Origin of the sequence: Streptomyces sp. NPDC097595, assembly GCF_044761525.1 — a bacterium.
GTDB lineage: Bacteria > Actinomycetota > Actinomycetes > Streptomycetales > Streptomycetaceae > Streptomyces > Streptomyces drozdowiczii_A.
Genome location: NZ_JBIWCN010000018.1, coordinates 161,564 through 188,417, shown reverse-complemented (window position 1 = coordinate 188,417; position 26,854 = coordinate 161,564). Strand labels below are relative to the sequence as shown.

21 protein-coding genes are annotated in these 26,854 nt (G+C 68.6%); 15 read left to right on the top strand and 6 right to left on the bottom strand.

Annotated elements, in window-relative coordinates; all coding sequences use genetic code 11:
* The first annotated feature begins 357 nt into the window (after positions 1-357).
* The 6 genes from typA to ACIQZN_RS26175 all read left to right on the top strand — a co-directional run bounded on the left by typA (position 358) and on the right by ACIQZN_RS26175 (position 8,613).
* Entirely contained in the window at positions 358-2,265 is a 1,908-nt protein-coding gene (gene typA / locus ACIQZN_RS26200) for a translational GTPase TypA (RefSeq protein ID WP_403998508.1), read from the top strand.
* A 461-nt stretch (positions 2,266-2,726) separates the two neighbouring features.
* The gene (locus tag ACIQZN_RS26195; RefSeq protein ID WP_403998505.1) at positions 2,727-4,367 is read left to right on the top strand and encodes an ABC transporter substrate-binding protein; all 1,641 of its coding nucleotides are present in this window, start codon (positions 2,727-2,729) and stop codon (positions 4,365-4,367) included.
* 166 nt (positions 4,368-4,533) lie between these two features.
* Positions 4,534-5,466, top strand: a complete 933-nt coding sequence (locus ACIQZN_RS26190; protein ID WP_403998536.1) for an ABC transporter permease — start codon at positions 4,534-4,536, stop codon at positions 5,464-5,466.
* The gene (locus ACIQZN_RS26185; RefSeq protein WP_403998502.1) at positions 5,459-6,406 is read left to right on the top strand and encodes an ABC transporter permease; all 948 of its coding nucleotides are present in this window, start codon (positions 5,459-5,461) and stop codon (positions 6,404-6,406) included. The genes ACIQZN_RS26190 and ACIQZN_RS26185 overlap by 8 nt, the downstream gene beginning before the upstream one ends.
* Before the next feature lie 10 nt (positions 6,407-6,416).
* Positions 6,417-7,475 carry an ABC transporter ATP-binding protein gene (locus ACIQZN_RS26180; RefSeq protein WP_365677991.1) on the top strand — a complete coding sequence of 353 codons (1,059 nt, stop codon included), beginning with the start codon at positions 6,417-6,419 and terminating at the stop codon, positions 7,473-7,475.
* Complete coding sequence (locus ACIQZN_RS26175; RefSeq protein ID WP_403998500.1) at positions 7,468-8,613, top strand: ABC transporter ATP-binding protein; 1,146 nt, start codon at positions 7,468-7,470, stop codon at positions 8,611-8,613. Before ACIQZN_RS26180 ends, ACIQZN_RS26175 begins: the two co-directional genes overlap by 8 nt.
* Positions 8,614-8,812: 199 nt before the next feature.
* On the opposite strand, the gene ACIQZN_RS26170 is transcribed toward ACIQZN_RS26175, so the two are convergent.
* From ACIQZN_RS26170 to ACIQZN_RS26150, 5 genes are all read right to left on the bottom strand, one after another.
* Positions 8,813-9,943, bottom strand: coding sequence for an ABC transporter ATP-binding protein (locus ACIQZN_RS26170; protein ID WP_403998497.1), 1,131 nt, complete (start codon positions 9,941-9,943; stop codon positions 8,813-8,815).
* 26 nt (positions 9,944-9,969) lie between these two features.
* A complete protein-coding gene (locus ACIQZN_RS26165; protein WP_403998494.1) occupies positions 9,970-10,995 on the bottom strand; it encodes an ABC transporter ATP-binding protein in 1,026 nt (341 codons plus the stop codon).
* A gap of 11 nt (positions 10,996-11,006) precedes the next feature.
* The gene (locus tag ACIQZN_RS26160; RefSeq protein WP_403998491.1) at positions 11,007-11,987 is read right to left on the bottom strand and encodes an ABC transporter permease; all 981 of its coding nucleotides are present in this window, start codon (positions 11,985-11,987) and stop codon (positions 11,007-11,009) included.
* An 86-nt stretch (positions 11,988-12,073) separates the two neighbouring features.
* Complete coding sequence (locus tag ACIQZN_RS26155) at positions 12,074-13,861, bottom strand: ABC transporter substrate-binding protein (protein WP_403998488.1); 1,788 nt, start codon at positions 13,859-13,861, stop codon at positions 12,074-12,076.
* A 74-nt stretch (positions 13,862-13,935) separates the two neighbouring features.
* A complete protein-coding gene (locus ACIQZN_RS26150; RefSeq protein WP_403998485.1) occupies positions 13,936-14,964 on the bottom strand; it encodes an ABC transporter permease in 1,029 nt (342 codons plus the stop codon).
* A 507-nt stretch (positions 14,965-15,471) separates the two neighbouring features.
* Here ACIQZN_RS26150 and ACIQZN_RS26145 point away from each other — a divergent pair.
* The 6 genes from ACIQZN_RS26145 to ACIQZN_RS26120 all read left to right on the top strand — a co-directional run bounded on the left by ACIQZN_RS26145 (position 15,472) and on the right by ACIQZN_RS26120 (position 22,592).
* Positions 15,472-17,103: an ABC transporter substrate-binding protein gene (locus ACIQZN_RS26145; RefSeq protein ID WP_403998482.1), complete on the top strand. Its 1,632-nt coding sequence runs from the start codon at positions 15,472-15,474 to the stop codon at positions 17,101-17,103.
* A 100-nt stretch (positions 17,104-17,203) separates the two neighbouring features.
* A complete protein-coding gene (locus ACIQZN_RS26140; RefSeq protein ID WP_403998479.1) occupies positions 17,204-18,127 on the top strand; it encodes an ABC transporter permease in 924 nt (307 codons plus the stop codon).
* Positions 18,120-19,094 carry an ABC transporter permease gene (locus tag ACIQZN_RS26135; RefSeq protein ID WP_403998476.1) on the top strand — a complete coding sequence of 325 codons (975 nt, stop codon included), beginning with the start codon at positions 18,120-18,122 and terminating at the stop codon, positions 19,092-19,094. The genes ACIQZN_RS26140 and ACIQZN_RS26135 overlap by 8 nt, the downstream gene beginning before the upstream one ends.
* Before the next feature lie 13 nt (positions 19,095-19,107).
* Complete coding sequence (locus ACIQZN_RS26130) at positions 19,108-20,085, top strand: ABC transporter ATP-binding protein (protein ID WP_403998473.1); 978 nt, start codon at positions 19,108-19,110, stop codon at positions 20,083-20,085.
* Positions 20,075-21,337: an ABC transporter ATP-binding protein gene (locus ACIQZN_RS26125; RefSeq protein WP_403998470.1), complete on the top strand. Its 1,263-nt coding sequence runs from the start codon at positions 20,075-20,077 to the stop codon at positions 21,335-21,337. The genes ACIQZN_RS26130 and ACIQZN_RS26125 overlap by 11 nt, the downstream gene beginning before the upstream one ends.
* 178 nt (positions 21,338-21,515) lie before the next feature.
* Complete coding sequence (locus ACIQZN_RS26120; RefSeq protein WP_403998467.1) at positions 21,516-22,592, top strand: hypothetical protein; 1,077 nt, start codon at positions 21,516-21,518, stop codon at positions 22,590-22,592.
* 1 nt (position 22,593) lies between these two features.
* Here ACIQZN_RS26120 and ACIQZN_RS26115 read toward each other — a convergent pair whose 3' ends face one another.
* Positions 22,594-24,675: an alpha/beta fold hydrolase gene (locus tag ACIQZN_RS26115; protein ID WP_403998534.1), complete on the bottom strand. Its 2,082-nt coding sequence runs from the start codon at positions 24,673-24,675 to the stop codon at positions 22,594-22,596.
* Between the two features lie 208 nt (positions 24,676-24,883).
* Here ACIQZN_RS26115 and ACIQZN_RS26110 point away from each other — a divergent pair, with 208 nt between their 5' ends.
* Genes ACIQZN_RS26110 through ACIQZN_RS26100 form a run of 3 tightly spaced genes read left to right on the top strand, consistent with a single transcriptional unit; the run spans position 24,884 to position 26,481 of the window.
* Positions 24,884-25,078, top strand: coding sequence for a hypothetical protein (locus tag ACIQZN_RS26110; protein ID WP_018100847.1), 195 nt, complete (start codon positions 24,884-24,886; stop codon positions 25,076-25,078).
* Between the two features lie 51 nt (positions 25,079-25,129).
* Complete coding sequence (gene mshB / locus ACIQZN_RS26105; RefSeq protein ID WP_403998464.1) at positions 25,130-26,029, top strand: N-acetyl-1-D-myo-inositol-2-amino-2-deoxy-alpha-D-glucopyranoside deacetylase; 900 nt, start codon at positions 25,130-25,132, stop codon at positions 26,027-26,029.
* A complete protein-coding gene (locus tag ACIQZN_RS26100) occupies positions 26,026-26,481 on the top strand; it encodes a DUF6113 family protein (protein ID WP_403998461.1) in 456 nt (151 codons plus the stop codon). Before mshB ends, ACIQZN_RS26100 begins: the two co-directional genes overlap by 4 nt.
* Positions 26,482-26,854: the final 373 nt, after the last annotated feature.

Genomic DNA, 26,854 nt, shown 5'->3' with positions numbered 1-26,854 from the left:
TAGGGCGTGTCCGCAAAGTCCCGTCTGGCCCGCGACGCCTGGCACGCACTCTCGCCGCACCGGCCGAAATCCCAAGTACGTCCAGTACGAGGGATTGCGGCCGGCACACCGAGAAGTGGGGTCTCCCCTGTTCGAGCGAAGCCGAGAACTTGGGGAAGCACCAGACGCCGCACGCCACGCCCTTCGGGAGTACGACGGGACTTTGCGGACAGGCCCTAGAAACCGCCCGGGAAGCCGCAGCAGCGGCCGCCCCGTACCATGGGACTAGCCGTGGCGCGTCCGCCCGGCGGGCGTACGAGGACTCAAGACCGACCCAGGCGCCTGAATCCCCGATCCGAGAGAAGCGCAAGCCACACCATGCCCACGCGCCACGACATCCGTAACGTAGCCATCGTCGCCCACGTCGACCACGGCAAGACGACCATCGTCGATGCCATGCTCAAGCAGGCCGGCTCCTTCGCCGCGCACGCCGCCGAGTCGCTCGACGACCGCATGATGGACTCGAACGACCTGGAGCGTGAGAAGGGCATCACGATCCTGGCCAAGAACACGGCCGTGAAGTACCACCCCAAGGATGGCGGCGACGTCATCACCATCAACATCATCGACACCCCCGGCCACGCCGACTTCGGTGGCGAGGTCGAGCGCGGCCTGTCGATGGTGGACGCGGTCGTGCTTCTGGTCGACGCCTCCGAGGGCCCGCTCCCGCAGACCCGCTTCGTGCTGCGCAAGGCGCTCCAGCAGCGGCTGCCCGTCATCCTGTGCATCAACAAGACGGACCGCCCCGACTCCCGGATCGACGAGGTCGTCAACGAGACCTACGACCTCTTCCTCGACCTGGACGCGGACGAGGAGCAGATCGAGTTCCCGATCGTCTACGCGTGCGGTCGTGACGGCATCGCCTCGCTGACCAAGCCGGAGGACGGCACCGTCCCGGCGGACTCCACCAGCCTGGAGCCGTTCTTCTCCGCGATCCTGGAGCACGTCCCGGCTCCGACGTACGAGGAGAACGCGCCGCTTCAGGCCCACGTCACCAACCTCGACGCCGACAACTTCCTCGGCCGCATCGCGCTCCTCCGCGTCGAGGAGGGCGAGCTGCGCAAGGGCCAGACGGTGGCCTGGATCAAGCGCGACGGCTCCATCCAGAACGTGCGCATCACCGAGCTGATGATGACCGAGGCGCTCACCCGCAAGCCCGCCGAGGTGGCCGGCCCCGGTGACATCTGCGCCGTCGCCGGTATCCCGGAGATCATGATCGGTGAGACGCTCGCCGACCCGGAGAACCCGGTCGCGCTGCCCCTGATCACGGTGGACGAGCCCGCGATCTCCATGACCATCGGCACCAACACCTCGCCGCTCGTCGGCCGGGGCGGCACCGGCAAGGGCGCGGAGGCCAAGGCCGCGGTCAAGGACCGCAAGGTCACCGCCCGCCAGGTCAAGGACCGCCTGGACCGCGAGCTGATCGGTAACGTGTCGCTGCGCGTCCTGGACACCGAGCGCCCCGACGCCTGGGAGGTGCAGGGCCGCGGTGAGCTGGCGCTGGCCATCCTGGTCGAGCAGATGCGCCGCGAGGGCTTCGAGATGACCATCGGCAAGCCCCAGGTGGTCACCAAGGACGTCGACGGCAAGACCCACGAGCCCGTCGAGCGCATGACGATCGACGTGCCCGAGGAGCACATGGGCGCCGTCACGCAGCTCATGGGCATCCGCAAGGGCCGCATGGACAACATGTCGAACCACGGCTCCGGCTGGGTCCGCATGGAGTTCGTCGTCCCGTCCCGCGGCCTCATCGGCTTCCGTACGGAGTTCCTGACGAACACCCGCGGTACGGGTATCGCGCACTCCATCCACGAGGGCCACGAGCCGTGGTTCGGCACCCTGACAACCCGTAACAACGGCTCGCTGGTCGCCGACCGCGCCGGTGCCGTCACCGCCTTCGCGATGACGAACCTCCAGGAGCGCGGCGTGCTGTTCACCGACCCCGGCACCGAGGTGTACGAGGGCATGATCGTCGGCGAGAACTCGCGCGCCGACGACATGGACGTGAACATCACCAAGGAGAAGAAGCTCACGAACATGCGGTCCTCGTCGGCCGACTCGTTCGAGGCGATCGTCCCGCCGCGCAAGCTCTCCCTGGAGCAGTCCCTGGAGTTCTGCCGCGACGACGAGTGCGTCGAGGTGACCCCGGAGGCCGTCCGCATCCGCAAGGTCGTCCTCGACCAGAAGGAGCGCAACCGCAGCGCCTCGCGCGCCAAGCACGGCTGAGCCGGCGCCGGTAGGCGATTTCCGGCCGACGATCCGTCAGCTCCAGGCATTGCCGTAGCCCAGGGCCCTCACAGACACTGTGGGGGCCCTCGGCCGTGGTCAACCGGTTTTAGGCTTGCCGGACCAGCATGTGAGACAAAAACGTCCGATTATCGGAGGTTGCTCTCCGAAACATGTGTTAACAGTCCGTTTCGGGGGTGTCTGTCTGGGATCACTTTGTCCGGATTTTGGTCCGCGCAAGGGTCGGATGTTGTCAAACCGAGACCCTTTAAGTGTGGTTTACGGCCCAGTCGTACTTAATAGTTGGCTCCATTGAGCTCGGGTCAATGGGTCACGCACTGTGGGGAGTGCGCCGACTCACGAGCACACTAAGGGCACTGAAACGATCACCGTCAGGGGTGTCGGTGTATCGACCCAGTGCCCTTCTTGTAGTCAAAAGTGGACTCATGAGGAGGAAACCCATGCGTGGTGCCAAGAGCGCCAAGTGGGTCGCGGGAGCGGCCATCATCGCCCTGGCTGCGACTGCCTGTGGTGGCGGCGACGACGATGCCGACAAGGGCAGCAAGAGCGCCAAGGGCGCGGTGAACCCGGACGGCATCTTCTCCGTCGAGGTCGGCGAGCCGCAGAACCCGCTGCAGCCGGCCAACACGATGGAGTCGAACGGCAGCATCGTCACCGACGCGATCTTCTCGCAGCTGGTGGACTACGACCCGTCCGGCAAGCTTGAGATGATCAACGCCGAGTCCGTCGACACCAAGGACTCGAAGCTCTGGACGGTCAAGCTCAAGAAGGACTGGAAGTTCCACGACGGCACCCCCGTCACGGCCGAGTCCTACATCAAGGCCTGGAACTGGGCCGCCAACATCAAGAACGACCAGACCAACGCCTCCTGGTTCGGCGACATCAAGGGCTACGCGGACGTCCACCCGGAGGACGCGAAGGCCAAGCCGAAGTCGGACACCATGTCCGGTCTGAAGAAGGTGGACGACTACACGTTCACCATCGAGCTCAACGCCCCGCTGCCGTACTTCTCGTACAAGCTCGGCTACACGGTCTTCTCCCCGCTGCCCGAGTCCTTCTACGCGGACCCGAAGGCCGCCGGTGAGAAGCCGGTCGGCAACGGCGCGTACAAGTTCGTCAGCTGGGACCACAAGAAGCAGATCAAGGTCGTCCGCAACGACGACTACAAGGGTCTCGACAAGGCGAAGAACGGCGGTGTGATCTTCAAGAACTACACCACCCTCGAGACCGCCTACGAGGACCTGAAGTCCGGCAACGTCGACGTGCTGCGCCAGATCGGCCCGAAGGACCTCCCGGTCTACCGGTCCGACCTCGGTGACCGCGCCGTGGACAAGCCGTACTCGGCCATCCAGACGATCGCCGTCGCGTTCTACACCAAGCAGTTCAAGGACATCGACCCCAAGGTCATCCAGGGTCTGTCGATGGGCATCGACCGCGACACGATCACGAAGACCGTGCTCCAGGGCACGCGTGAGCCGGCGACCGGCTGGGTCGCCCAGGGCGTGCTCGGCTTCCAGAAGGACGCCACCGGCGACGTCACCAAGTACGACCCCGCCAAGGCCAAGCAGCTCATCAAGGACGGCGGCGGCGTCCCGGGCAACAAGATCTCGATCCAGTTCAACGCCGACGGCGGGCACAAGGAATGGGTCGAGGCGGTCTGCAACAGCATCACGCAGTCGACCGGCGTCAAGTGCACCGGTGACTCGAAGGCCGACTTCCAGGCCGACACCAACGCGCGTGACGACAAGCAGGTCAAGTCCCTGTACCGCTCCGGCTGGGTGCTCGACTACCCGGTGAACGCCAACTTCATCTCGGACCTGTTCCGTACCGGCGCCGCGGGCAACCAGGGCGACTTCTCGAACAAGGCCCTGGACGCGGAGATCAAGAAGGCCGACTCCGCCGCCTCCCTCGAAGAGTCCGTTGCCGCGTACCAGAAGATCGAGAAGGAGCTGGTGAACTACATGCCCTCCATCCCGCTCTGGTACTACAAGGTCAACGCCGGCTACTCGGAGAAGGTCCAGAACGTCGACTACGCGCAGGACGGCGACCCGATCCTGACGCAGGTCGAGGTCAAGAAGTAATCACACCGACGTAGTCCGCGCGCACGCGCGGGACCGCCTGAAGAACGGTCCCGCGCCTGCCGCACGCAGTGGCCGGGGGGCCCTTCCACGCAATCGACCCACCCTCAGGGGAAGTCGGTGCGGGGGAGGGCCCGTCGGCTGCCGCCGCCTATTACATGGAGGCATGATGGGGCGCTATGTCGCACGACGACTGCTCCAGATGATCCCGGTCTTTCTCGGGACAACGCTGCTGATCTTCCTGATGGTCTACACGCTGCCCGGCGACCCCGTGCGCGGGCTCTTCGGGGACAAGGGGGCCGACCCGGCCACTCTGGAAGCGATGCGGCACAAGCTCGGACTGGACCAGCCGATTCTGGTGCAGTACTGGGACTACATGAAGGGCATGATCTTTCATGGGGACTTCGGCAACCAGATAGCCAGCGGGCGCCCCGTCACCGACGTGCTCGGCGACGCCTTCCCGGTCACGCTGCGACTCGCGAGCATGGCGTTCATCATCGAGATCATCCTCGGCATCGGCCTGGGCATGGTCGCGGGTCTGCGCGCGGGCCGGCTGGCCGACAACGTGGTCCTGATCCTGACGCTGCTGATCATCTCGATCCCCGTCTTCGTGCTGGCGCACATCGTGAAGTCCGTCTTCGCCGACCAGTTGGGGCTGATCTCGCCCAACGTCTCGAACGAGGCGACCTGGAGCGAACTACTGACCCCGGCCATCGTGCTCGGCTCGCTCTCCCTCGCGTACGTGGCACGGCTGACCCGTACGACGATGGCCGAGAACCTGCGGTCCGACTACATGCGTACGGCCGTCGCCAAGGGACTTCCCAAGCGCCGCATCATCGGTGTGCACCTCATGCGCAACTCGATGATCCCCGTCATCACCTTCCTGGGCACCGACCTGGGCGCCCTGATGGGCGGTGCGGTCGTCACCGAGTCCGTCTTCAACGTCAAGGGCATCGGCGGCACCATCGTCGAGTCGATCACCCGGCGTGAAGGCACGACCCTGGTGGGCCTCGTCACCATCCTGGTGCTCGTCTACCTGTTCATGACCCTGATCGTCGACCTGCTGTACGCGGTCCTGGACCCGAGGATCCGTTATGCCTGACGTGACCAAGACCGCACCCGCGCCCGAGGACATCCACGGTCCCGTCACGGACCCGACCTCCGTCGTGAAGGCCGCCAAGGCGCGCAGCCTGTGGGGCGACGCCTGGGCCGACCTGCGTCGCAACCCCTACTTCCTGGTGTCGTCCGTCCTCATCGTCATCCTCCTGGTGATAGCCGTCTTCCCCGGCCTGTTCACCGGGGCCTCGGCGACCCACGCGGACCTCGGGAAGCACTTCCTGAAGAAGCCGGAGCTGAGCAAGATCGGCTCGGAGGGCTGGCTCGGATACGACGGGCAGGGCCGCAGCGTCTACGCCCGCGTCATCTACGGCACCCGCGCCTCGATCACCGTCGGCGTCTGCGTCACCGTGCTGGTGACCGTGTTCGGCGGCCTCATCGGCATGCTGTCCGGGTTCTTCGGCGGCTGGGTCGACGCGGTCCTCTCCGGTTTCACCAACATCTTCCTGGGCCTGCCCTTCCTGCTCGGTGCGATGGTCGTGCTCCAGTCCTTCAGCGAGCGCAAGGTGTGGGTCGTCGTGCTCGCCCTGGCGTTCCTCGGCTGGACCCAGATCGCCCGTGTCATGCGTGGCGCGGTGATCACCGTCAAGGAGGCCGATTACGTCCAGGCGGCCCGGGCGCTCGGCGCGGGGACCACCCGGATCATGTTCCGGCACATCCTGCCGAACGTGATGGCGCCGGTGATCGTCGTCGCCACCATCTCGCTGGGTGTGTACATCTCGGCCGAGGCGACCCTGTCGTACCTGGGCCTCGGTCTCGCCGACCCGACCATCTCGTGGGGCATCGACATCTCGACGGGCTCGAACCAGATCCGGGTGGCGCAGCACATCCTGATCTACCCGTCGATCATGCTCAGCATCACCGTTCTGGCGTTCATCATGCTCGGCGAAGCCGTCCGCAACGCCCTCGATCCGAAGTCGCGATAGGAGGGCGAACGTGGCCACCATCAACAAGACCGCCGAAGTCCCGTCCGCACGCCGGGGTGACGACCACGTCGGTCCCCTGCTCGAAGTCCGTGACCTGCACGTGGAGTTCCACACCCGCGACGGTGTGGCCAAGGCGGTCAACGGGGTCAACTACAGCGTGGACGCCGGCGAGACCCTCGCCGTCCTCGGCGAGTCCGGCTCCGGCAAGTCCGTGACGGCGCAGGCCATCATGGGCATCCTCGACATGCCGCCCGGCAGGATCCCCAAGGGCGAGATCCTCTTCCGCGGCCAGGACATGCTCAAGATGTCCAACGAGGAGCGCCGGAAGATCCGCGGCCAGAAGATCGCCATGATCTTCCAGGACGCGCTGTCCTCGCTGAACCCGGTCCTCACCGTCGGCTACCAGCTCGGCGAGATGTTCCGGGTCCACCAGGGCCTGTCCAAGAAGGAAGCCCGCGCCAAGGCCATCGAGCTGATGGACCAGGTGAAGATCCCGGCCGCCGCGGCCCGGGTCTCGGACTACCCGCACCAGTTCTCCGGCGGTATGCGCCAGCGCATCATGATCGCGATGGCGCTCGCCCTGGAGCCGGACCTGATCATCGCGGACGAGCCCACCACCGCGCTCGACGTGACCGTCCAGGCCCAGGTGATGGACCTGCTCGCGGAGCTCCAGCGCGAGTACAACATGGGCCTGATCCTGATCACCCACGACCTGGGTGTCGTCGCGGACGTCGCCGACAAGATCGCCGTGATGTACGCGGGCCGGATCGTCGAGACCGCCCCGGTGCACGAGATCTACAAGCGCCCCGCGCACCCGTACACCAAGGGTCTGCTGGCCTCGATCCCGCGCCTGGACCAGAAGGGCCAGGAGCTCTTCGCGATCAAGGGCCTGCCGCCCAACCTGCTGCACGTGCCGTCGGGCTGCGCGTTCAACCCGCGCTGCACCATGGCCCAGGACATCTGCCGTTCGGACATCCCGGCCCTCCAGCCGGTCACCGAGCAGGACGGCACCGAGCTGGCCGGCCGCCGCAGCGCCTGTCACTTCTGGAAGGAGACGATCCATGGCTGACATCTCGAAGGAGTCCGTGGACGCCACCCCCAACGTCTCCGAGGTGGAGACCGTCGACGCGGCGAGCGAGGCGGAGGCCGTAGCCGCCATCGACGCGCCCGTGTCGCAGGGGGAGCCGATCCTCCAGGTGCGCAACCTCGTCAAGCACTTCCCGCTGACGCAGGGCATCCTCTTCAAGAAGCAGGTCGGCGCGGTCAAGGCCGTCGACGGCATCTCGTTCGACCTGTACGCGGGCGAGACGCTGGGCATCGTCGGCGAGTCCGGCTGCGGCAAGTCCACCGTCGCCAAGCTGCTGATGACGCTGGAGCGGGCCACCGCCGGCGAGGTCTTCTACAAGGGCCAGGACATCACCAAGCTGTCCGGCCGCGCGCTGAAGGCCGTCCGCCGCAACATCCAGATGGTGTTCCAGGACCCGTACACCTCGCTCAACCCCCGTATGACGGTGGGCGACATCATCGGCGAGACGTACGAGATCCACCCCGAGGTGGCCCCCAAGGGCGACCGGCGGCGCCGTGTCCAGGAGCTCCTGGACGTCGTCGGCCTCAACCCGGAGTACATCAACCGGTACCCGCACCAGTTCTCCGGCGGCCAGCGCCAGCGCATCGGCATCGCCCGGGGCCTCGCGCTCAACCCGGAGATCATCATCTGCGACGAGCCGGTCTCCGCGCTCGACGTGTCGGTGCAGGCGCAGGTCGTCAACCTGATGGAGAAGCTCCAGGACGAGTTCAACCTGTCCTACCTCTTCATCGCGCACGACCTGTCGATCGTCCGGCACATCTCGGACCGGGTCGGCGTCATGTACCTCGGCAAGATGGCCGAGATCGGTACGGACGTCCAGATCTACGACCACCCGACGCACCCCTACACCCAGGCGCTGCTGTCGGCCGTCCCGGTGCCGGACCCGGAGGCCCGCGAGGGCCGCGAGCGGATCATCCTCACCGGTGACGTCCCGTCCCCGGCCAACCCGCCCTCGGGCTGCCGCTTCCGCACCCGCTGCTGGAAGGCCCAGGACAAGTGCGCCACCGAGGTGCCGCTCCTCGCGGTCCCCGAGCGCTTCAAGACCTCGAAGACGCCGGCCGCCCACGAGTCGGCCTGCCACTTCGCGGAGGAGAAGGACGTGGTGCACGCGGCCTCGTAACACCGCGCGCACAACGAAAGGCGCCCCAGAACCGATCGGTTCCGGGGCGCCTTTCCCGTGTACCGGGAACCGGGCTCGCAGGGTGCTCGGGTCAATGGGCCGTTGCGTGCCCGGTTCCCCCGGCCGGAGCCGTACGGGGGGGCGGGGACCGGTCGGGTCCCGCGCCGGGCGTACGGCCCCGGGGCCGAGGCGAGGGGTGTCAGCCTCGCGCCTCGCGGTCTTCGGGCCCGCCGTCCTTGCCGAGGCTCGTGGCGGGCTTCGCGTCCCCCTCGTCGAGGCTCTTTACGGCCCTGGCGTCCTCCTTGCGGGCCTGCGGGACGGCGGCCACCGACTGGGAGTCCTCCGGGTAGTGGCAGGCCGTCAGGTGGCCCTCACGGCTGCCGGAGACCCGGACCAGCGGGGGCGCCTCGCTCGCGCACTTGTCCGTGGCCTTCCAGCAGCGGGTGCGGAAGCGGCAGCCCGAGGGCGGGTTGACGGGGGACGGGACGTCGCCGGTGAGCCGGATGCGGTCACGGGCCGGTGTGTCGTCCGCGGTCGCCTCGGGCACGGCGGAGAGCAGCGCTCGCGTATAGGGGTGGCGCGGATTCCCGTACAGGTCGTCGCGGTCCGCGATCTCCACGATCCGGCCCAGGTACATCACGGCCACGCGCTGCGAGAAGTGCCGTACGACCGCCAGGTCGTGGGCGATGAACAGGAAGGCGATCCCCAGCTCCTTCTGGAGCTTCTGCAACAGGTTGACCACCTGCGCCTGGATCGACACGTCCAGCGCCGACACCGGCTCGTCCGCCACGATCAGCTTCGGCTCCAGGGCCAGCGCGCGGGCCACCCCGATGCGCTGGCGCTGGCCGCCGGAGAACTCGTGCGGGAAGCGGTTGTAGTGCTCCGGGTTGAGCCCGACCGTCTCCAGCAGCTCCCGCACCCGGGCCTCGCGGCCGCCGGGCGGCTCGATGCCGTTGACCTCCATCGGCGCCGACACGATCTTGCCGACCGTCTGGCGCGGGTTCAGCGAGGCGTACGGGTCCTGGAAGATCATCTGGATCTCGGAGCGGACCGGCGCCAGCTGCTTGCGGCCGGCGTGCGTGATGTCCTGCCCGCGGTAGGTGATCCGGCCCGCGGTCGGTTCGAGGAGCCGGGTGACCAGCCGGCCCGTGGTCGACTTGCCGCAGCCGGACTCACCGACCAGGCCCAGGCTCTCGCCCTCGGCGACGGTGAAGTCCAGTCCGTCCACGGCCTGGACGGCCCCGACGGTCCGCCGGATCGGGAAGCCGCCCTTGATCGGGAAGTGCTTGGTGAGTCCGGAGACGTCCAGGAGGGGATCGGTGCTGCTCATGGTGGGAAAGTCCCGTCTCTTGTACGTCAGTTGGCCCGGGTGCCGGCGAAGTCGGTGAAGAACTCCACGCGCTGCTCCGGGGTCAGGTGGCAGGCCGCCCCGCGCCCGGACACCAGGTCCAGCGGAGGCTGCTGGGCCGAGCAGCGGTCGCCGCCGACCTGCTCGGTGAACGAGCACCGCGGGTGGAAGCGGCAGCCGGTCGGCGGGTTGAGGAGGCTCGGCGGGGTACCGGGGATCGGCGAGAGGGGCACGTCCACCGGCCCTTCGAGGGTGGGCATCGAGCCCAGCAGACCCCAGGTGTACGGGTGCTGGGGCGCCCGCAGCACCTCCTTCTTCGTACCCCGCTCCACACAGCGCCCGCCGTACATCACGAGGACGTCGTCCGCGATGTCGGCGATGACGCCGAGGTCGTGGGTGATGAAGATGATCGAGGTGCCGAACTCCTGCTGGAGGTCCTTGAGCAGGTCCATGATCTGGGCCTGCACGGTGACGTCCAGCGCGGTCGTCGGCTCGTCCGCGATCAGCAGCGCGGGGTCGCAGACCAGCGACATGGCGATCATCGCGCGCTGGCGCATACCGCCGGAGAACTGGTGCGGGTAGTCGTCCACGCGCAGGTTCGGCTGCGGGATGCCCACCTTGGTGAGCATCTCGATCGACCGCGCCCGGGCCTCCTGCTTGGAGGCGCCGGTGTGCTTGCGGAACGTCTCGCCGATCTGCTTGCCGATGGTGTGGTACGGCGACAGGGAGGCCAGGGCGTCCTGGAAGACCATGGCCATCTTGTTGCCGCGCAGCCGTTCCAGCTCCCGCTCGGACGCGGAGAGCAGGTCCTGCCCGTCGAGCAGGATCTCGCCGTCGATCTCGGTGTGGTCGGGGTGGTGCAGTCCGAGGATGGCCAGGTTGGTGACGGACTTGCCGGAGCCGGACTCGCCGACGATGCCGAGGGTCTTGCCGCGCTCCAGGTCGAAGGAGAGCCCGTCGACGGCCTTGACCATGCCGTCTTCGCTGGAGAAGTGCACGCGCAGATCGCGTACGGAGAGGAAGGGGGTGCTCATGGGGTCTCTCCCTAGGCGAGGCGGACGCGTGGGTCGATGAGGGCGTAGACGGCGTCGACGACGATGTTGAAGAGGACGATCGCCGCCGCCGCGACCAGGACGACGCCGAGGATCATCGGCAGGTCGTTGTCGTAGACCGCCTTGATCGACAGGGCGCCGATGCCATGGAGACCGAAGGTCTTCTCGGTGATGATCGCGCCGCCGAGCAGCAGACCGAGGTCGAGTCCGAAGATGGTGACGATCGGGCCCATCGCGCCGCGCCACGCGAACCGGAAGAACACGGTGCGCCGGGACAGGCCCTTGGCGCGGGCGGTGCGGACGTAGTCCTCGCTCATCGACTCCACGAGCTGGGAGCGGGTCATACGCGTGTAGTTGGCGGTGAAGATCAGCGCCAGCACCATCCAGGGCAGCAGCAGTCCGGCGAACCAGCCGGCCGGGTCCTGGGTCAGCGCGACGTCCTTGGGGCGGCTGAGGATGTGCCACTGGTCGCTGAGGTAGTACATGGCGACCACGCCGACGATGTAGATCTGCATCGAGGAGCCGATCAGGGACGCCGAGGAGGCGACCTTGTCCAGCGCCTTGCCCTGCTTCACGGCGGCCAGCATGCCGGTGCCCACACCGAAGAGCACGAAGACGACCGCGCTGCCGACGGAGAGGGAGAGCGTCGTGGGGAGGCGGTCCATGATGGTGGCGAGGACCGGCTCGCGGTTGCGGAACGAGTAGCCCAGGCACGGCGCGGGGCAGTGCCCGAACGAGCTGTAGTCGCGTCCGACGAACACGCCCTCCAGCCAGTGCCAGTACTGCACGGGCAGCGGGTCGGCGATGCCGAGGTTCTGCTTGACCAGCGCCAGCGTCTCCGGTGTGCAGATCTTGCCGCAGGCCGCGCGAGCGGGGTCGCGGGGCGCGACGTAGAAGAGGACGAAGGTGATGGCACTGATGATCAGCAGGATGACCAGTGCGCCGATTGCCCGGCGGATGAGGAAGCGGAACATGGCGATGGATTTCCCTGGCAGACGCCGACGAGGGGGAGGGGAGCGGGCGGGGCGCCGCGGGGGCGCCCCGCCTCGGGGGGTGTCGGCTAGGCCTTCACGAAGAGCTTGTAGAAGATGGCCGAGGAGTACTGCGGGTGGAACATGGCCCCGCCGACCTTCGAGCCGTACAGGTAGAAGCGGCGCTGGAACGTCTCGGGGATGATCGGCGCCTCCTCCGTCATGATCCGCTTGTCGAGCGCGGCCCACTGCTTGCCGGCCTCGGCCGGGTCGGCGATGGTGACGTTCTTCTTGATGGCCTCGTTGACCCAGTCGACGTTCAGCTGCGAGATGTTGTTCGCGCCGTCCGCGATGGTGCCGCCGTCGAACAGCGGCTGCATCAGGGTGTAGCCGGTCGGCCAGTCCGGGGACCAGCCGAACCACATCACGTCGAACTTGTTGTCGATCTTCTGGACGCCGTCGTAGTAGCTGGTGGACTCCAGCGGCTTGAGAACGGGCTCGAAGCCGGCGGCCTTGAGGGCGTTCTCGATGACGACCTTGGTCTTGTCGTAGGTGTTGCTCTGCGGGAAGGCGTAGACGATCTTCTGACCCTCCTTGCCCGCCTCCTTCAGCAGCGCCTTCGCCTTCTCCGGGTCGCCCTGCGGCTTCTTCAGCTTGCCGTAGACGTCGTCCTTGGCGTAGCCGAGGATGTCGGGGCTCAGGATGGACGTGGCGTAGTCACCGGCCGACGGACCACCGTAGATCTTGCGGATCTGCTCCAGCGGCCACGCGTGGATCAGGGCCTGGCGCACCTTCAGGTCGGTGATGCGCTTGGTGTTGATCGCGTAGTAGTAGATGCCGGTGAGCAGACCGTTGAAGGTGCGCTTCTTCAGGTCGGCGTCGGTGAGGACCTTCTGGATGCGCTCGGCCGGGACACCGCTGTACGCCATGACGGCGTACTGGTCGTCGCCGGAGTCGGCGATCAGACGGTCGGTGGCCTGGAGCGACTCGGGGCCGAACTCGTAGACGATGCTGTCCGGGTACGCGTTGCGGATCGCGTCGAGGTTCGGGTCCCAGTGCTCGTTGCGGACCAGGGTCATCGACTTGTCGACGGCGTGCGACTTGATGCGGTACGGGCCGCAGGAGACCGGGTCCTTGTCGTACTTGTCCTTGCTGTCGCCCTTGACCGGGACGGCGCCGTAGGAGCTCATCGCCAGGGTGAAGTTGAAGTCCGGGCGGGTCTCGGCCAGCTTGAAGGTGATGGTCTTCTTCGCGGTGTCCGTGACGACCGAGTCGAGGTGCTTCCCGCTGAACGGGCCCTTGTACTTGCCGCGGAAGTCGGTCGTGCCGGTGAGCGCCTGCTGGGCGTAGCCGGCGCCCTCGGTGGTGAAGCTGGCGAAGCCGCGCTCGATGCCGTGGCGCACGTCCTCGACCGTCAGCTCCTTGCCGTCCTCCCACTTGAGGCCGTCCTTGAGCGTGAACTCCCAGGTCTTGCCGCCGTCCTTGGTGGTGCCGGCGTCGGTGGCGAGGTCGCCGACGAGCTTCATCGTGCCGTCGGAGGCGATCTTGTACCCGGTCAGGCAGCGGATGAAGAGGTCACCGACCGCGGAGTTCCACGAGAAGTAGATGCGCTGCGGGTCCAGGTGCGAGAAGTCGTCCGGCGCGATGCCGCGGATCGTCCCGCCCTTCTTGGCCCCGGGGATCTCCGGAGCGGCGCCCGTGGAGTCCTCCTTGGTGCCGACGACCACCGAGCCGGTGTACTTGTCGGCGCCGCCGTGGCCCTTGCTCTTGTCACCCTTGCCGGCGGTGGAGCTGCCGCTGCTGCAGGCGGTGAGCACCATCGAGCCGCCGGCCGCGACCGACGTGGCGATGACGAAGTTTCTGCGGGAGAGAGACATGGCTTCCTGCTCTGGTCGAGTGGAGAAACGATGGATCCGGGTGGGCCCCGTCGCCCGTCCGGAGTACGGCGGGTTCAGCGCTTGGTCTTGGGGTCCAGTGCGTCGCGCACCGAGTCGCCGAGGAGGTTGAAGGCGATCACGAAGATCACCATCGACGCGCCGGGGAAGAGCATGAACGTGATGTCGCTCTGGTAGACGTCCGAGCCGCGCTGGATCATCACGCCCCAGTCCGGGGTCGGTGACGTCAGCCCGACGCCGAGGAAGGCGAGACCCGCCTCCGCCGTCACATACGCGGGCAGCGCGAGCGTGGCCTGGATCAGGATCGGCGTCCAGAGGTTGGGCAGCAGTTCCTTGAAGATGATCCGCGCCGGGGACGCGCCGGTGACCTTGGCGGCCTCGACGAACTCGCGCTCGCGCAGGGCCAGTACCTCACCGCGCAGCAGACGGGCGATGGAGGCCCAGCCGAAGGCGGTCATGACCGAGATGAGGGTGACCACGGTCAGCCAGACCGGAGTGTTCTCCTCCGGGTCGACCAGGATCGAGAGCAGTACGGGCCAGAAGGCGATGAAGAAGAGCGTGGAGGGGAAGGCCAGCAGGATGTCGATGACCCGGCCGACCAGGTAGTCCGTCTTGCCCCCGAGGTAGCCCGCGGTGATGCCGATCGCGATGCCGATCACGGTGACGAGCAGCGTGGTGGCGGCGGCGATGAGCAGGGAGTTGCGGATGCCGTAGAGCAGGAAGGTGAAGACGTCCCGGCCGAGGCCGGGCTCGATGCCGAACCAGAAGTCGCCGCTGATGCCGCCGTTGGGGAGGACCGGGGAGCCGAAGTCGTCCAGCAGGCTGGTGTCGTTCTGCCCGTACGTCGTGTACGGGTCCTTTCCGTACAGCTTCGCGATCAGCGGTGCGGCAATGCCCACCACAAAGAAGAAAATGACCACATACGCGGAAATCACGCCGGTACGGTCCCGCTTGAAGCGGCGCCAGGCGAGCTTTCCGGGCGACCGGCCGTCACCTCCCTTGCCCGAGGCGGACTCCGGCGGAAGCGCCGCCGTCACGTCCGCCGCCTCAAGGGTGGCTGCTGCGTTCGAGGTTGGAATCGTCATGGTGCTCCTGGCCCGGAGGGTCGAAGGACTCCGCAGGGCACACCCACGGGCTACCCGGACTTTTTCAACGCAATTCACGCAGGGTCAATGAATGTCGAGCCGCCTTGGGCCGCTCTTTGGCACCTTGACTCGTTCATGACCTTCACATGGCGAGTCTTTTACCTTGCGTTTGCCTGATCCAGGGCATATTGACCTGCAATTCAATTCAATCCGGGCATTGAGTCCGATATCCGGGCGGCATTGTCTCGGAATTCGTACATCCGGATGTGGCGCTATGCGGCCGATGCCGGTTCGTTGCCCCGTCGTTACCGCTTCGCCGCTCGTCAGAGGGGGTGGAAGGGCTCGTTCAGGTGTCGTGTGCGCGTCCGGAATCCGGTGTCCGGGCGCGTTCGCCGACGACCGGACGGGTGCGCTCCGCGCCCGAATGGGGGGAGTAGATATGCGTACGCCCCACTCTGAGGTGATATTTGACCTCACGTAAGCCGGAGCACAATGAGGAGGCACTCCATGCGCGGAGCCACACACGTCAAGTGGGCCGCATGCGCGGCGGCCGTCGCCCTGGCGGCGACGGCCTGCGGCGGGGGCGACAGCGGTGGCGGTGGAGGTGGCGCCGACGGGATCGTCAGCTCGTCCTGGGGTGACCCGCAGAACCCGCTGGAGCCGGCGAACACCAACGAGGTGCAGGGCGGCAAGGTCCTCGACATGATCTTCCGGGGTCTGAAGAAGTACGACCCGAAGACCGGCGAAGCCACCAACATGCTCGCCGAGAAGATCGAGACCAAGGACAACCAGAACTTCACCGTCACGGTGAAGGACGGCTGGACCTTCAGCAACGGCGAGAAGATCACCGCCAAGTCCTTCGTGGACGCCTGGAACTACGGGGCCCTCCTCAAGAACAACCAGAAGAACGCCTACTTCTTCGGCTACATCGACGGCTACGACAAGGTGCACCCGGAGTCCGGCAAGGCGAGCGCCACCACCATGTCCGGCCTCAAGGTCGTGGACGGCAGGACCTTCACGGTCAAGCTGGCGCAGAAGTTCTCGCTGTGGCCCGACACCCTCGGCTACCCGGCCTTCGCCCCGCTCCCCAAGGCGTTCTTCGACAACCACGCGGACTGGCTCAAGCAGCCCGTCGGCAACGGCCCGTACACCATCGACAAGTACACCAAGGGCTCCTCGATGAGCCTGCGCAAGTGGGACGACTACCCCGGGGACGACAAGGCGCAGAACGGCGGCATCGACCTCAAGGTCTACACCGACAACAACACCGCCTACACCGACCTGACGGCCGGCAACCTCGACCTCGTGGACGACGTGCCCGCCTCGCAGCTGAAGAACGTCAAGTCGGACCTCGGCGACCGCTACATCAACACCCCGGCCGGCATCATCCAGACCCTCGCCTTCCCGTTCTACGACAAGCAGTGGGACACCCCCGACGCGGCCAAGGTCCGCCAGGGCCTGTCGATGGCGATCAACCGCCCGCAGATCACCGACCAGATCTTCCAGAAGACCCGCACCCCCGCCTCCGACTGGACCTCCCCGGTCCTCGGCGACGACGGCGGCTTCAAGAAGGGGCTCTGCGGCAAGGAGTGCACGTACAACGCCGCCGAGGCGAAGAAGATGATCGAGGACGGCGGCGGCATCCCGGGCGGCCAGCTCAAGATCTCGTACAACGCGGACACCGGCTCGCACAAGGAATGGGTCGACGCCGTCTGCAACAGCATCAACAAGGTCATGGGCAACAACAAGGCGTGCGTGGGCGCCCCCGTCGGCACCTTCGCCGACTTCCGCAGCCAGGTCTCCCAGCAGAAGCTGCACGGCGCCTGGCGCGCGGGCTGGCAGATGGACTACCCGCTCATCCAGAACTTCCTGCAGCCCGTGTACTACACCAACGCCTCGTCCAACGACGGCAAGTGGAGCAACAAGCAGTTCGACGACCTCGTGGACAAGGCCAACGCCGAGTCCGACAAGGCCAAGGCCGTCTCCACCTTCCAGGACGCCGAGAAGGTCATGGTCCAGCAGATGCCCGTCATCCCGCTCTGGTACCAGAACGGCAGCGCCGGCTACTCGGACAACGTCACCAACGTCTCGCTGAACCAGTTCAGCGTCCCGGTGTACGAGCAGATCAAGGTCAAGTAAGGGACGGAGCCGGGCGACCGTGCGGTGACGCACCGGCCGCCCGGCTTCCCCGTCCCCCCGACTCCTCAGCCTCCGTCCCCCGCGACCCCCGGAGCCCCTCATGGGACGTTATGTGATCCGGCGGCTGCTGCAGATGATCCCGGTCTTCTTCGGCACCACGCTGTTGATCTTCCTGATGGTGAACGTGATGGGTGACCCCATCGCCGGTCTCTGCGGCGACCGCCAGTGCGACCCGGCGACCGCCGCCCAACTCCGCGCGGAATTCGGCCTCGACAAGCCGGTGTGGCAGCAATACCTCACCTACATGGGCAACGTCTTCACCGGCGACTTCGGCACCGCGTTCAACGGGCAGAACGTCACCGAGCTGATGGGCACCGCCTTCCCCATCACCATCCGCCTCACCCTCGTCGCGATCGTCTTCGAGATCGTGATCGGCATCAGCCTCGGCGTGGTCACGGGGCTGCGCCGGGGCCGGCCGGTCGACACCACCGTCCTCATCCTCACGCTGGTCGTGATCTCCATCCCGACCTTCGTCACCGGTCTGCTGCTCCAGTTGCTCCTGGGCGTCGAGTGGGGCGTCATCAAACCGTCCGTCTCGCCCGAGGCCCCCCTGAACGAGCTGATCATCCCGGGCCTGGTGGTGGCCTCCGTCTCACTGGCGTACGTCACCCGGCTCACCCGGACCTCGATCGCCGAGAACACCCGCGCCGACTACGTCCGCACCGCCACCGCCAAGGGGCTGCCCCGGCGCCGCGTGGTCATCCGCCACCTGCTGCGCAACTCGCTGATCCCCGTCGTCACCTTCATCGGTACGGACGTGGGCGCCCTGATGGGCGGGGCGATCGTCACCGAGCGGATCTTCAACATCCACGGCGTCGGCTACCAGCTCTACCAGGGCATCCTGCGCCAGAACTCGCAGACCGTGGTCGGCTTCGTCACCGTCCTGGTGCTGGTCTTCCTGGCGGCCAACCTGATCGTCGACCTCCTCTACGCCGTACTCGACCCGAGGATCCGCTATGCCTGAGCAGACACCGGACGAGGCGATCTCGGCCGCCGGAGCCGGCGGGCCCACGGACCTCGCGCTCGCGGAGGGCGACAGCCTGGAGAAGACCCCCGGCGGCCCGGGCGGCACCGGCCCCGACACCAAACCGCAGAGCCTGTGGTCCGACGCCTGGCGCGACCTGCGCCGCAACCCGGTCTTCATCATCTCCGCGCTGATCATCCTGTTCCTGGTGGTCATCTCGATCTGGCCGCAGCTCATCGCCTCCGGCGACCCGCTCGACTGCGACCTCGGCAAGGCCCAGCAGGGCTCCCAGCCCGGCCACCCCTTCGGCTTCGACGGACAGGGCTGCGACGTCTACACCCGCGTCGTCTACGGGGCCCGCAACTCCGTCACCGTCGGCATCTGCTCCACCCTCGGCGTCGCCCTGATCGGCAGCGTCCTCGGCGGCCTCGCGGGGTTCTTCGGCGGCTGGTGGGACGGCATCCTGTCCCGGCTCACCGACATCTTCTTCGGCATCCCCGTCGTCCTCGGCGGCCTGGTCTTCCTCTCCGTGGTGACCAGCTCCACCGTCTGGCCGGTGATCGGCTTCATCGTCCTGCTCGGCTGGCCGCAGATCGCCCGCATCGCCCGCGGCTCCGTCATCACCGCCAAGCACAACGACTACGTCCAGGCCGCCCGGGCCCTCGGCGCCTCCAACGGCCGGATGATGCTGCGCCACATCGCGCCGAACGCCGTCGCCCCGGTCATCGTCGTCGCGACCATCGCGCTGGGCACGTACATCTCGCTGGAGGCGACCCTGTCGTTCCTCGGCGTCGGTCTGAAGCCGCCCGCCGTCTCCTGGGGCATCGACATCTCGGCCGCGTCCCAGTACATCCGCAACGCCCCGCACATGCTCCTCTGGCCCGCCGGTGCGCTGGCCGTCACGGTGCTGGCCTTCATCATGCTCGGCGACGCGGTGCGCGACGCCCTCGACCCCAAGCTGCGCTGAGGAGTCCGCTGCCATGTTGCTCGAAGTGCGCGATCTGCACGTGGAGTTCCACACCCGGGACGGGATCGTCAAGGCCGTCAACGGGGTCAACTACTCGGTGGCCGAGGGCGAGACGCTGGCGGTGCTCGGCGAATCGGGCTCCGGCAAGTCGGTCACCGCACAGGCGGTCATGGGCATCCTCGACATGCCCCCGGGGAAGATCCCGCGGGGCGAGATCCTGTTCAAGGACCGCGACCTGCTGACCATGAAGAAGGAGGAGCGCCGGAAGATCCGCGGCCAGGAGATGGCCATGATCTTCCAGGACGCGCTGTCCTCCCTCAACCCCGTCCTGACCGTCGGCGAGCAGCTCGGCGAGATGTACGTCGTGCACCGCGGGATGTCCCGCAAGGACGCGAAGGCCAAGGCCGTCGAGCTGATGGACCGGGTCCGCATCCCGGCCGCCAAGGAGCGGGTGGGCAACTACCCGCACCAGTTCTCCGGCGGCATGCGCCAGCGCATCATGATCGCCATGGCGCTCGCCCTGGAGCCCTCCCTGATCATCGCGGACGAGCCGACCACCGCCCTCGACGTCACCGTCCAGGCCCAGGTGATGGACCTCCTCGCGGAACTCCAGCGCGAACTGAACATGGGCCTGATCCTCATCACCCACGACCTCGGCGTGGTGGCCGACGTCGCCGACAAGATCGCCGTGATGTACGCGGGCCGCATCGTCGAGACCTCGCCCGTGCACGACATCTACAAGGCGCCCGCCCATCCGTACACCAAGGGTCTGCTGGCCTCGATCCCGCGCCTGGACCAGAAGGGCCAGGAGCTGTACGCGATCAAGGGCCTGCCGCCCAACCTGCTGCACATCCCGCCCGGCTGCGCCTTCAACCCGCGCTGCCCGATGGCCCAGGACGTCTGCCGCACCGACGTGCCGCCGCTGTACGACGTGGCCGAGCACCGACAGAGCGCCTGCCACTTCTGGAAGGAGACGCTCGATGCACGCTGACCACTCGGGGCGTAAGGAAGCGCGCGAGGAGGGCGAGACCGCGCGCACCCTGCTGTCCAAGTCGCGCCAGGAGAGCGCCTACGCGGGCGGCGAACCGATCCTGGAGGTGCGCGACCTCGTCAAGCACTACCCGCTGACCCAGGGCATCCTCATCAAGAAGCAGGTCGGCGCGGTCAAGGCCGTCGACGGCGTCACCTTCGACCTCGGGGCCGGCGAGACCCTGGGCGTCGTGGGGGAGTCCGGCTGCGGCAAGTCGACGGTCGCCCGGCTGCTCGTGCAGCTGGAGAAGCCCACGTCCGGCGCCATCCGGTACAAGGGCGAGGACATCACCAAGCTCTCCGGCCGCGCGCTCAAGGCCGTCCGCCGCAACATCCAGATGGTGTTCCAGGACCCGTACACCTCGCTCAACCCGCGCATGACGGTCGGCGACATCATCGGGGAGCCGTACGAGATCCACCCGGAGGTCGCCCCGAAGGGCGACCGGCGCCGCAAGGTGCAGGAGCTGCTCGACGTCGTCGGGCTCAACCCGGAGTACATCAACCGCTATCCGCACCAGTTCTCCGGGGGCCAGCGACAGCGCATCGGCATCGCCCGCGGCCTCGCGCTCAACCCGGAGATCATCGTCGCCGACGAACCGGTCTCCGCGCTCGACGTCTCGGTCCAGGCCCAGGTCGTCAACCTGCTGGACCGGCTCCAGGCCGAGTTCAACCTGAGCTACGTCTTCATCGCGCACGACCTGTCCATCGTGCGGCACATCTCCGACCGGGTCGGCGTGATGTACCTGGGCCGGTTCGTGGAGATCGGCACCGACGCGGAGATCTACGAACACCCCACACACCCGTACACCCAGGCGCTGCTCTCCGCCGTCCCGGTGCCGGACCCCGCGGCGCGGGAGTTCCGCGAGCGGATCATCCTGCACGGCGACGTGCCCTCGCCCGCCAACCCGCCCTCCGGCTGCCGCTTCCGCACCCGCTGCTGGAAGGCCCAGGAGCGGTGCGAGCTGGAGGTGCCGCTGCTGGCCGTCCCGGCGGTCTTCCAGGACGTGGACACCCCGGCCCGGCACGCCTCCGCCTGTCACTTCGCGGAGGAGAAGCGGGTGGTCCCGCCGGAGGGCACCCTCGACGCGGTGCCGGGCGAGGGCGGCCAGGGCGAGGCGGCCGCGCGGGCGGCGGAGGCGGCGGAGCGGCCCGCACCGCCCGCCGGGGACGACGAGGAACCGCCCTCGCCCTCCGGGAGCAGCCGGGCCGTCTGACGCGGCGTTAACACACGGGCAACGTCCCCGATATACGGACGCGGCACCATGAACAACGTACGGCCGTGCGGGTGCCGTGGACCGGCCGGCGGGGTGTGACGCCCCCCGGCCGGTGGCCGTACGGGCGGCGGCGCAGGCCCTCTTGTCCGGAGGGCGGACGCACGGAAGTATCGCCGGTGTGATACTCACCCGCGGAGCAAGAGTCACCGGAGCCGTCCTGTCCGCCGTGCTCGCGGTGATCGTCGCGTGCTGGCTGATACGGGACGTCGATGCGATCGGTTTCGGCCAACTGTGGCGGTACTGGTCCGGGTTGTACGACACCCGCATGCGGACCGCCCCCACCACCTCGGGCACGGACCTCGTCCTCTTCGTGGTGTACGCGGCCGTCGCCGTGGCCGCCCTCCGCGCCGCGTCCGCCGCGTCCGCGCTCGTCGTCGCCGGGGTGGTCACCCTCACCGTGCGGCTCCCCGGACTCTGGACCATCGGCAGCCGCCGGATGGAGGCCGCGTACTCCGACGACCTGCGCTCACGGGCCCTGATCTGCGCCTTCGTCGCCGTCGCCGCGGCCGCCGCGATGATCATCACCGCCGGAGCGGGCCGCCGCCCGCCCGCCGACTCCTACGAGCGGACGCCGGCCGGGCCCGGCCCCGGCGCGGGCGTGCTGACGTTCCTGGCGCTGTGCGCGGCCGGGGCGGTGCTGATCGCCTGGGAGATCCGCCAGCTCGTCCGGGATCCGGAGTTCTTCCCCGACTGGTACGTGGGCGGTGACCGGATCGCGCAGTATCTGACCGGTCCGCCGCCGGGCTGGGCCACCGTGATGCTCGCCCTGCTCTGCGTGTTCGCCGGGATCAGCGCCGCGTCCCGGGCCCGGCACGCCCGCCCGTTCGGCCTGGTGGCCGCGGCGGTGCTGCTGCCCGGCGGGGTGTTCGGGGTGGTCCGGATCGTGCACTACGACATGCTGGACCACTTCGGCGACCTGCCGACCGAACTCCAGCTCAGCCTGCTCAGCTCGTTCTTCCAGGTGCTCGCCGCCCTGGCCGCGCTCATCGCCCTCGCCGTGCCGGGACCGGTCCGCGCCCCGGGCCAGGACCCGTGGTCCGGCAGCGGCCCGGGCTGGGGCCCCACGCCGGCCACGCCCCCGCACCTCGGACAGCGGCCCGGCTACGGCTACCCGCAGGGCGGCGGCTTCGGACACCCGCAGGGCGGCGGCTTCGGCCCGCCCCCGCCGCCCTCGCAGCCGCCGCCCGGCTGGTGACTCAGAGCCCCAGCGACCGCTTCAGGAAGTCCACCTGGAGCAGCAGCAGGTTCTCGGCCACCTTCTCCTGCGGGGTCATATGGGTCACCCCGCTCAGCGGCAGCACCTCGTGCGGCCGGCCCGCGGCGAGCAGCGCCGAGGACAGCCGGAGGCTGTGCGCGACGACCACGTTGTCGTCGGCGAGACCGTGGATGATCAGCATGGGCCGCACCTGCTCGGCCGCCTGTGCCAGGCCCGCGTCGGTGACCAGCGAGTTCTGCGCGTACACCTCCGGGCTCTCCGCCGGGTCGCCCAGATAGCGCTCGGTGTAATGGGTGTCGTAGAGCCGCTGGTCGGTCACCGGGGCGCCGACGACCGCCGCGTGGAAGACGTCGGGCCGCCGCAGCGCGGCCAGCCCGGCCAGGAAGCCGCCGAACGACCAGCCCCGGATGGCCACCCGGTCCAGATCCAGCGGGAAGCGCTCCGCGAGCGCGTGCAGGGCCTCCACCTGGTCGTCGAGGCTGAGGGCCAGATTGCCCTTGACCGCCTTCTCCCAGGCAGGTGAACGGCCCGGCGTGCCGCGCCCGTCGGCGACCACGACCGCGAATCCCTGGTCCGCGAACCACTGCGAGGTGAGATGCGGATTGTGGGCGGCCACGACCCGCCGGCCGTGCGGCCCGCCGTACGGGTCCATGAGAACCGGAAGCGGACCATCCGCCTCCGAGTACCCGGTGGGGAGCAACACGGCGCACGGAATCCGCCGTGCGCCCCCTTCGGTGAGCAACGGCCGCGTGGTCAGCACCGGGCGCTCCGCACGGTTCTCCACGACGGCGACCTCCTTGCCGTCCCGCAGCACCCGCGCCGTCGACCCCGGCTCCTCCGGCGTCACCGAGACCAGCACCGTCACCCGGCCCGACCGGACCGCCGTGTGCACGCCGACGCCCTCGGAGACCCGCTCCACGCCCAGCTCGTTGACCCGGTACACATGGCTCTCGCCGGTCTCCGGCTCCGCCGCGTCCGCGCCCGCCGACGCCGACACCAGGACGTCGGAGTCCCCGATGTCCAGCACCGACTGGATGTGCAGCCGTCCCCTGGTCAGCGTCCGGTCGCCGACCGCGAGCCGCCGCGCCCCGCCCTCGTCCGTGATCCGCACGAGCCGCCCGTCCGGCGCCCACGCGGGCACCCCGGGGAACAGCTCCAGCCACACCGCGTCCTCGTCCGCGTGCACGGTCCGGGTCGCCCCGGTCTCCGGGTCCACCGCCAGATACAGCTGGCTCCGCTGGTCCCGGGCCTGGACGAGGAGGAGCGGAGCCCCGTACGAGGACCAGTGCACCCGCGCCAGATACGGGAACCGGGCCCGGTCCCACACCACTTCGGTGCGCTTGCCGTCCAGGTCCACGACCTGGAGCCCCACCTCCGCGTTGGGCGTGCCCGCCGCGGGGTACGCCACCTCGGCCGGCCGGCGCTCCGGGTGCGCGGGGTCGGCGATCCACCACCGCCGCACCGGGCTGTCGTCCGCCCGGGCCACCAGCAGCCGGTCGGACTCCGGCGACCACCAGAAGCCCCGGTTGCGGCTCATCTCCTCGGCCGCGATGAACTCCGCGAGCCCGTACGTGACATGGGTGTCCTCCGGCTCCGCGAGCGCCCGGTCCGCCTCGCCGTCCACCCCGACCATGCGCAGGGCACCCTTGGACACATAGGCGACGTGTCGCCCGTCCGGGGAGGGGCGCGGATCGATCGCCGGGCCCGGAACGGGCAGGGCGCGCGCCGTGCCCGCGCCCAGATCGGCCACGTAGACCTTCCCGGAGAGCGCGAAGGCGGCCAACTCGGCTGCCCCGTCCAGCGCGTAGCCCACGATCCCGGACGAGCCCTCGCGGCTGCGCTCCCGCCGGGCGCGCTCCTGCGCCGACAGACGCTCCCGCGAACCGCCCAGCAGCGCCTGCGGATCGGCCACCAGGCGTTCTCGCGGCCCGGAGCCCCCGTCCAGGTCCAGCGCCCAGAGCTGCCCCGAGCGGTCCGTACCCGAACCCGAGCGCAGGTAGACCACGCGTCCACCGTCGGGTGACACCGTGAACGCACGCGGCGCCCCGAGGGTGAATCTCATGGTCCGGGCCAGCTGGAGCGGGAACGTGATCTCTGACGAAGTCATGCGCCGAACCTATCGGCCGCGCCCGTCCGTGCGCCCCTCGTGCTGCTGTGCCCCGAACAATGCGTTGCCACGGATAGTTATGATCCGTAGCGCTCGGTGGGTATGAACCTGCTGGCTCCATGCGTGCTGCCCGTCCCGACCGTACAGATGGAGGTGAACCGCCGTGGCGCTCTCGATTTCGGCGGTGGTGCTGCTGGCGATCATCGTCTTCCTGCTGATCCGGAAGTCCGGACTGAAGGGAGGACATGCGGTCGTCTGCGCGCTGCTCGGTTTCTATCTCGCCAGTTCGTCCATCGCGCCCACCATCTCCGAGCTGACCACGAATGTGGCGGGCATGATCGGCGGCATCAAGTTCTGACCCGGTCACCCGTAGGCGGGCGGCCGTCCCGCGGGCTCGTAGGCTGGTCCCATGACGGACCTTCCCGCCCGGCGGCTGCTCCTGGTGCACGCGCACCCGGACGACGAGTCGATCAACAACGGCGCCACCATGGCCAGGTACGCGGCCGAGGGCGCCCTGGTCACGCTGGTGACCTGCACGCTCGGCGAGGAGGGCGAGATCATCCCGCCCGCCCTCGCCCACCTCGCCGCCGACCGCGACGACGCCCTGGGCCCGTACCGCAGCGGCGAACTGGCGGCGGCCATGAAGGAGCTGGGCGTCACCGACCACCGCTTCCTCGGCGGCCCCGGCCGCTACCGGGACTCCGGGATGATGGGCGCCGAGCAGAACCGCCGCCCCGGCGCCTTCTGGTCGGCCGACCTCGACGAGGCCGCCGGGCACCTCGCCGGCGTCATCCGCGAGGTGCGCCCCCAGGTCCTCGTCACGTACGACCCCGACGGGGGCTACGGGCACCCCGACCACATCCAGGCCCACCGCGTCGCCACCCGCGCCGCGGAGCTGGCCGCCGACGCCGCGTACCGCCCCGGCTCCGGCGCCCCGCACACCGTCGCGAAGGTCTACTGGAACCGGGTGCCGCGCACGGTCGCCGAGGAGGGGTTCGCCGCGCTGCGCGCCGAGGCCCCGGACGCGTTCCCGGGGATCGCCGAGATCGGCGACGTACCGGGTGTGGTGGACGACGACCGGATCACCACCGTGATCGACGGCGTCGGACACGAGGAGGCGAAGACCGCCGCGATGCGGGCGCACGCCACCCAGATCGCCGTCCAGGGGCCCTGGTTCGCCCTGTCGAACGACCTGGGGCAGCCCGTGTTCACCACGGAGTACTACGAGTTGGTCAGCGGCACGCCGGGCGCCCCGGCGGGCGAACGCGAGCGGGACCTCTTCGCGGGTGTGCCGGGGGCGGACCGATGAGCGGCAGCAGCAGGGCGCGCGCCGGCGGCAGCAGGACGGACGCGCAGAAGAAGGACATTCCGGCCAGTGGTCTGGCCGCTCCCCTCAACCCCGCCCGGATCGCCGCCCTGTTCGGGCTCGCCGTCCTCGGCGCCGTCGTGGGCATCGCCGGAACACTCGTCCAGCCCGCCTGGTTCCCCGGCGGGCTACTCATCGCCCTGGCGGCGGCGGCCGGCCTCTTCTACGGCGGGCGCACGCTGATGGGCACCCAGCCGGGAGCCGTGGCACCGGCGGCGGGATGGCTGATTTCGGTCGTCTTTCTGCTCAGCGGGCGGCCCGAAGGGGACTATGTCTTCGGTGACGCGCTCGGCCTCGGCCTCTTCATGCTGGGCGGAATGGCCATCGCTGTGATCTGCGCCACCATGCCGCGATCGTCCGGGCAGCGGGCCGAAAGCCGCCGACCTGCCAAGTAATGTGCTCCGTCCGATCCCGTAATGCCCCCTGCCCGTCCGGGGGGTGCGCAGTCGTTTCCCCCGGTCGCGGGGTGTGTACCGGCGGCGGCCAGTATGGTGGTTCGCGCGCCCGGGCTGTGGCACGGGGGAAGTGCGGGCGGCGGAGCCAATCGGGAGAACCTGCTTTGAGTCGTGAAACTGACAGTTCGTCCTCCGGGCCCCAGGGTCGCGGCGGAGCCGCGTACCCCTCGGGTACGCCGCCGTACGGATCCCGCCAGTATCCGTCGCAGGATGCCTCGGAAGGGTCTCAGGTGCCCGGCGAGCCGGACCGGCCGGAAGAGCCGAAGACCGAGACGACGCTGACGACGCGCATCCGGATCAACATCCCGGGCTC

Coding starts and splice junctions, on each gene's coding strand:
- typA (WP_403998508.1), top strand. CDS start 358: ATGCCCACGCGCCACGACATCCGTAACGTAGCCATCGTCGCCCACGTC.
- ACIQZN_RS26195 (WP_403998505.1), top strand. CDS start 2,727: ATGCGTGGTGCCAAGAGCGCCAAGTGGGTCGCGGGAGCGGCCATCATC.
- ACIQZN_RS26190 (WP_403998536.1), top strand. CDS start 4,534: ATGGGGCGCTATGTCGCACGACGACTGCTCCAGATGATCCCGGTCTTT.
- ACIQZN_RS26185 (WP_403998502.1), top strand. CDS start 5,459: ATGCCTGACGTGACCAAGACCGCACCCGCGCCCGAGGACATCCACGGT.
- ACIQZN_RS26175 (WP_403998500.1), top strand. CDS start 7,468: ATGGCTGACATCTCGAAGGAGTCCGTGGACGCCACCCCCAACGTCTCC.
- ACIQZN_RS26170 (WP_403998497.1), bottom strand. CDS start 9,943: ATGAGCAGCACCGATCCCCTCCTGGACGTCTCCGGACTCACCAAGCAC.
- ACIQZN_RS26165 (WP_403998494.1), bottom strand. CDS start 10,995: ATGAGCACCCCCTTCCTCTCCGTACGCGATCTGCGCGTGCACTTCTCC.
- ACIQZN_RS26160 (WP_403998491.1), bottom strand. CDS start 11,987: ATGTTCCGCTTCCTCATCCGCCGGGCAATCGGCGCACTGGTCATCCTG.
- ACIQZN_RS26155 (WP_403998488.1), bottom strand. CDS start 13,861: ATGTCTCTCTCCCGCAGAAACTTCGTCATCGCCACGTCGGTCGCGGCC.
- ACIQZN_RS26150 (WP_403998485.1), bottom strand. CDS start 14,964: ATGACGATTCCAACCTCGAACGCAGCAGCCACCCTTGAGGCGGCGGAC.
- ACIQZN_RS26145 (WP_403998482.1), top strand. CDS start 15,472: ATGCGCGGAGCCACACACGTCAAGTGGGCCGCATGCGCGGCGGCCGTC.
- ACIQZN_RS26140 (WP_403998479.1), top strand. CDS start 17,204: ATGGGACGTTATGTGATCCGGCGGCTGCTGCAGATGATCCCGGTCTTC.
- ACIQZN_RS26135 (WP_403998476.1), top strand. CDS start 18,120: ATGCCTGAGCAGACACCGGACGAGGCGATCTCGGCCGCCGGAGCCGGC.
- ACIQZN_RS26130 (WP_403998473.1), top strand. CDS start 19,108: ATGTTGCTCGAAGTGCGCGATCTGCACGTGGAGTTCCACACCCGGGAC.
- ACIQZN_RS26125 (WP_403998470.1), top strand. CDS start 20,075: ATGCACGCTGACCACTCGGGGCGTAAGGAAGCGCGCGAGGAGGGCGAG.
- ACIQZN_RS26115 (WP_403998534.1), bottom strand. CDS start 24,675: ATGAGATTCACCCTCGGGGCGCCGCGTGCGTTCACGGTGTCACCCGAC.
- mshB (WP_403998464.1), top strand. CDS start 25,130: ATGACGGACCTTCCCGCCCGGCGGCTGCTCCTGGTGCACGCGCACCCG.
- ACIQZN_RS26100 (WP_403998461.1), top strand. CDS start 26,026: ATGAGCGGCAGCAGCAGGGCGCGCGCCGGCGGCAGCAGGACGGACGCG.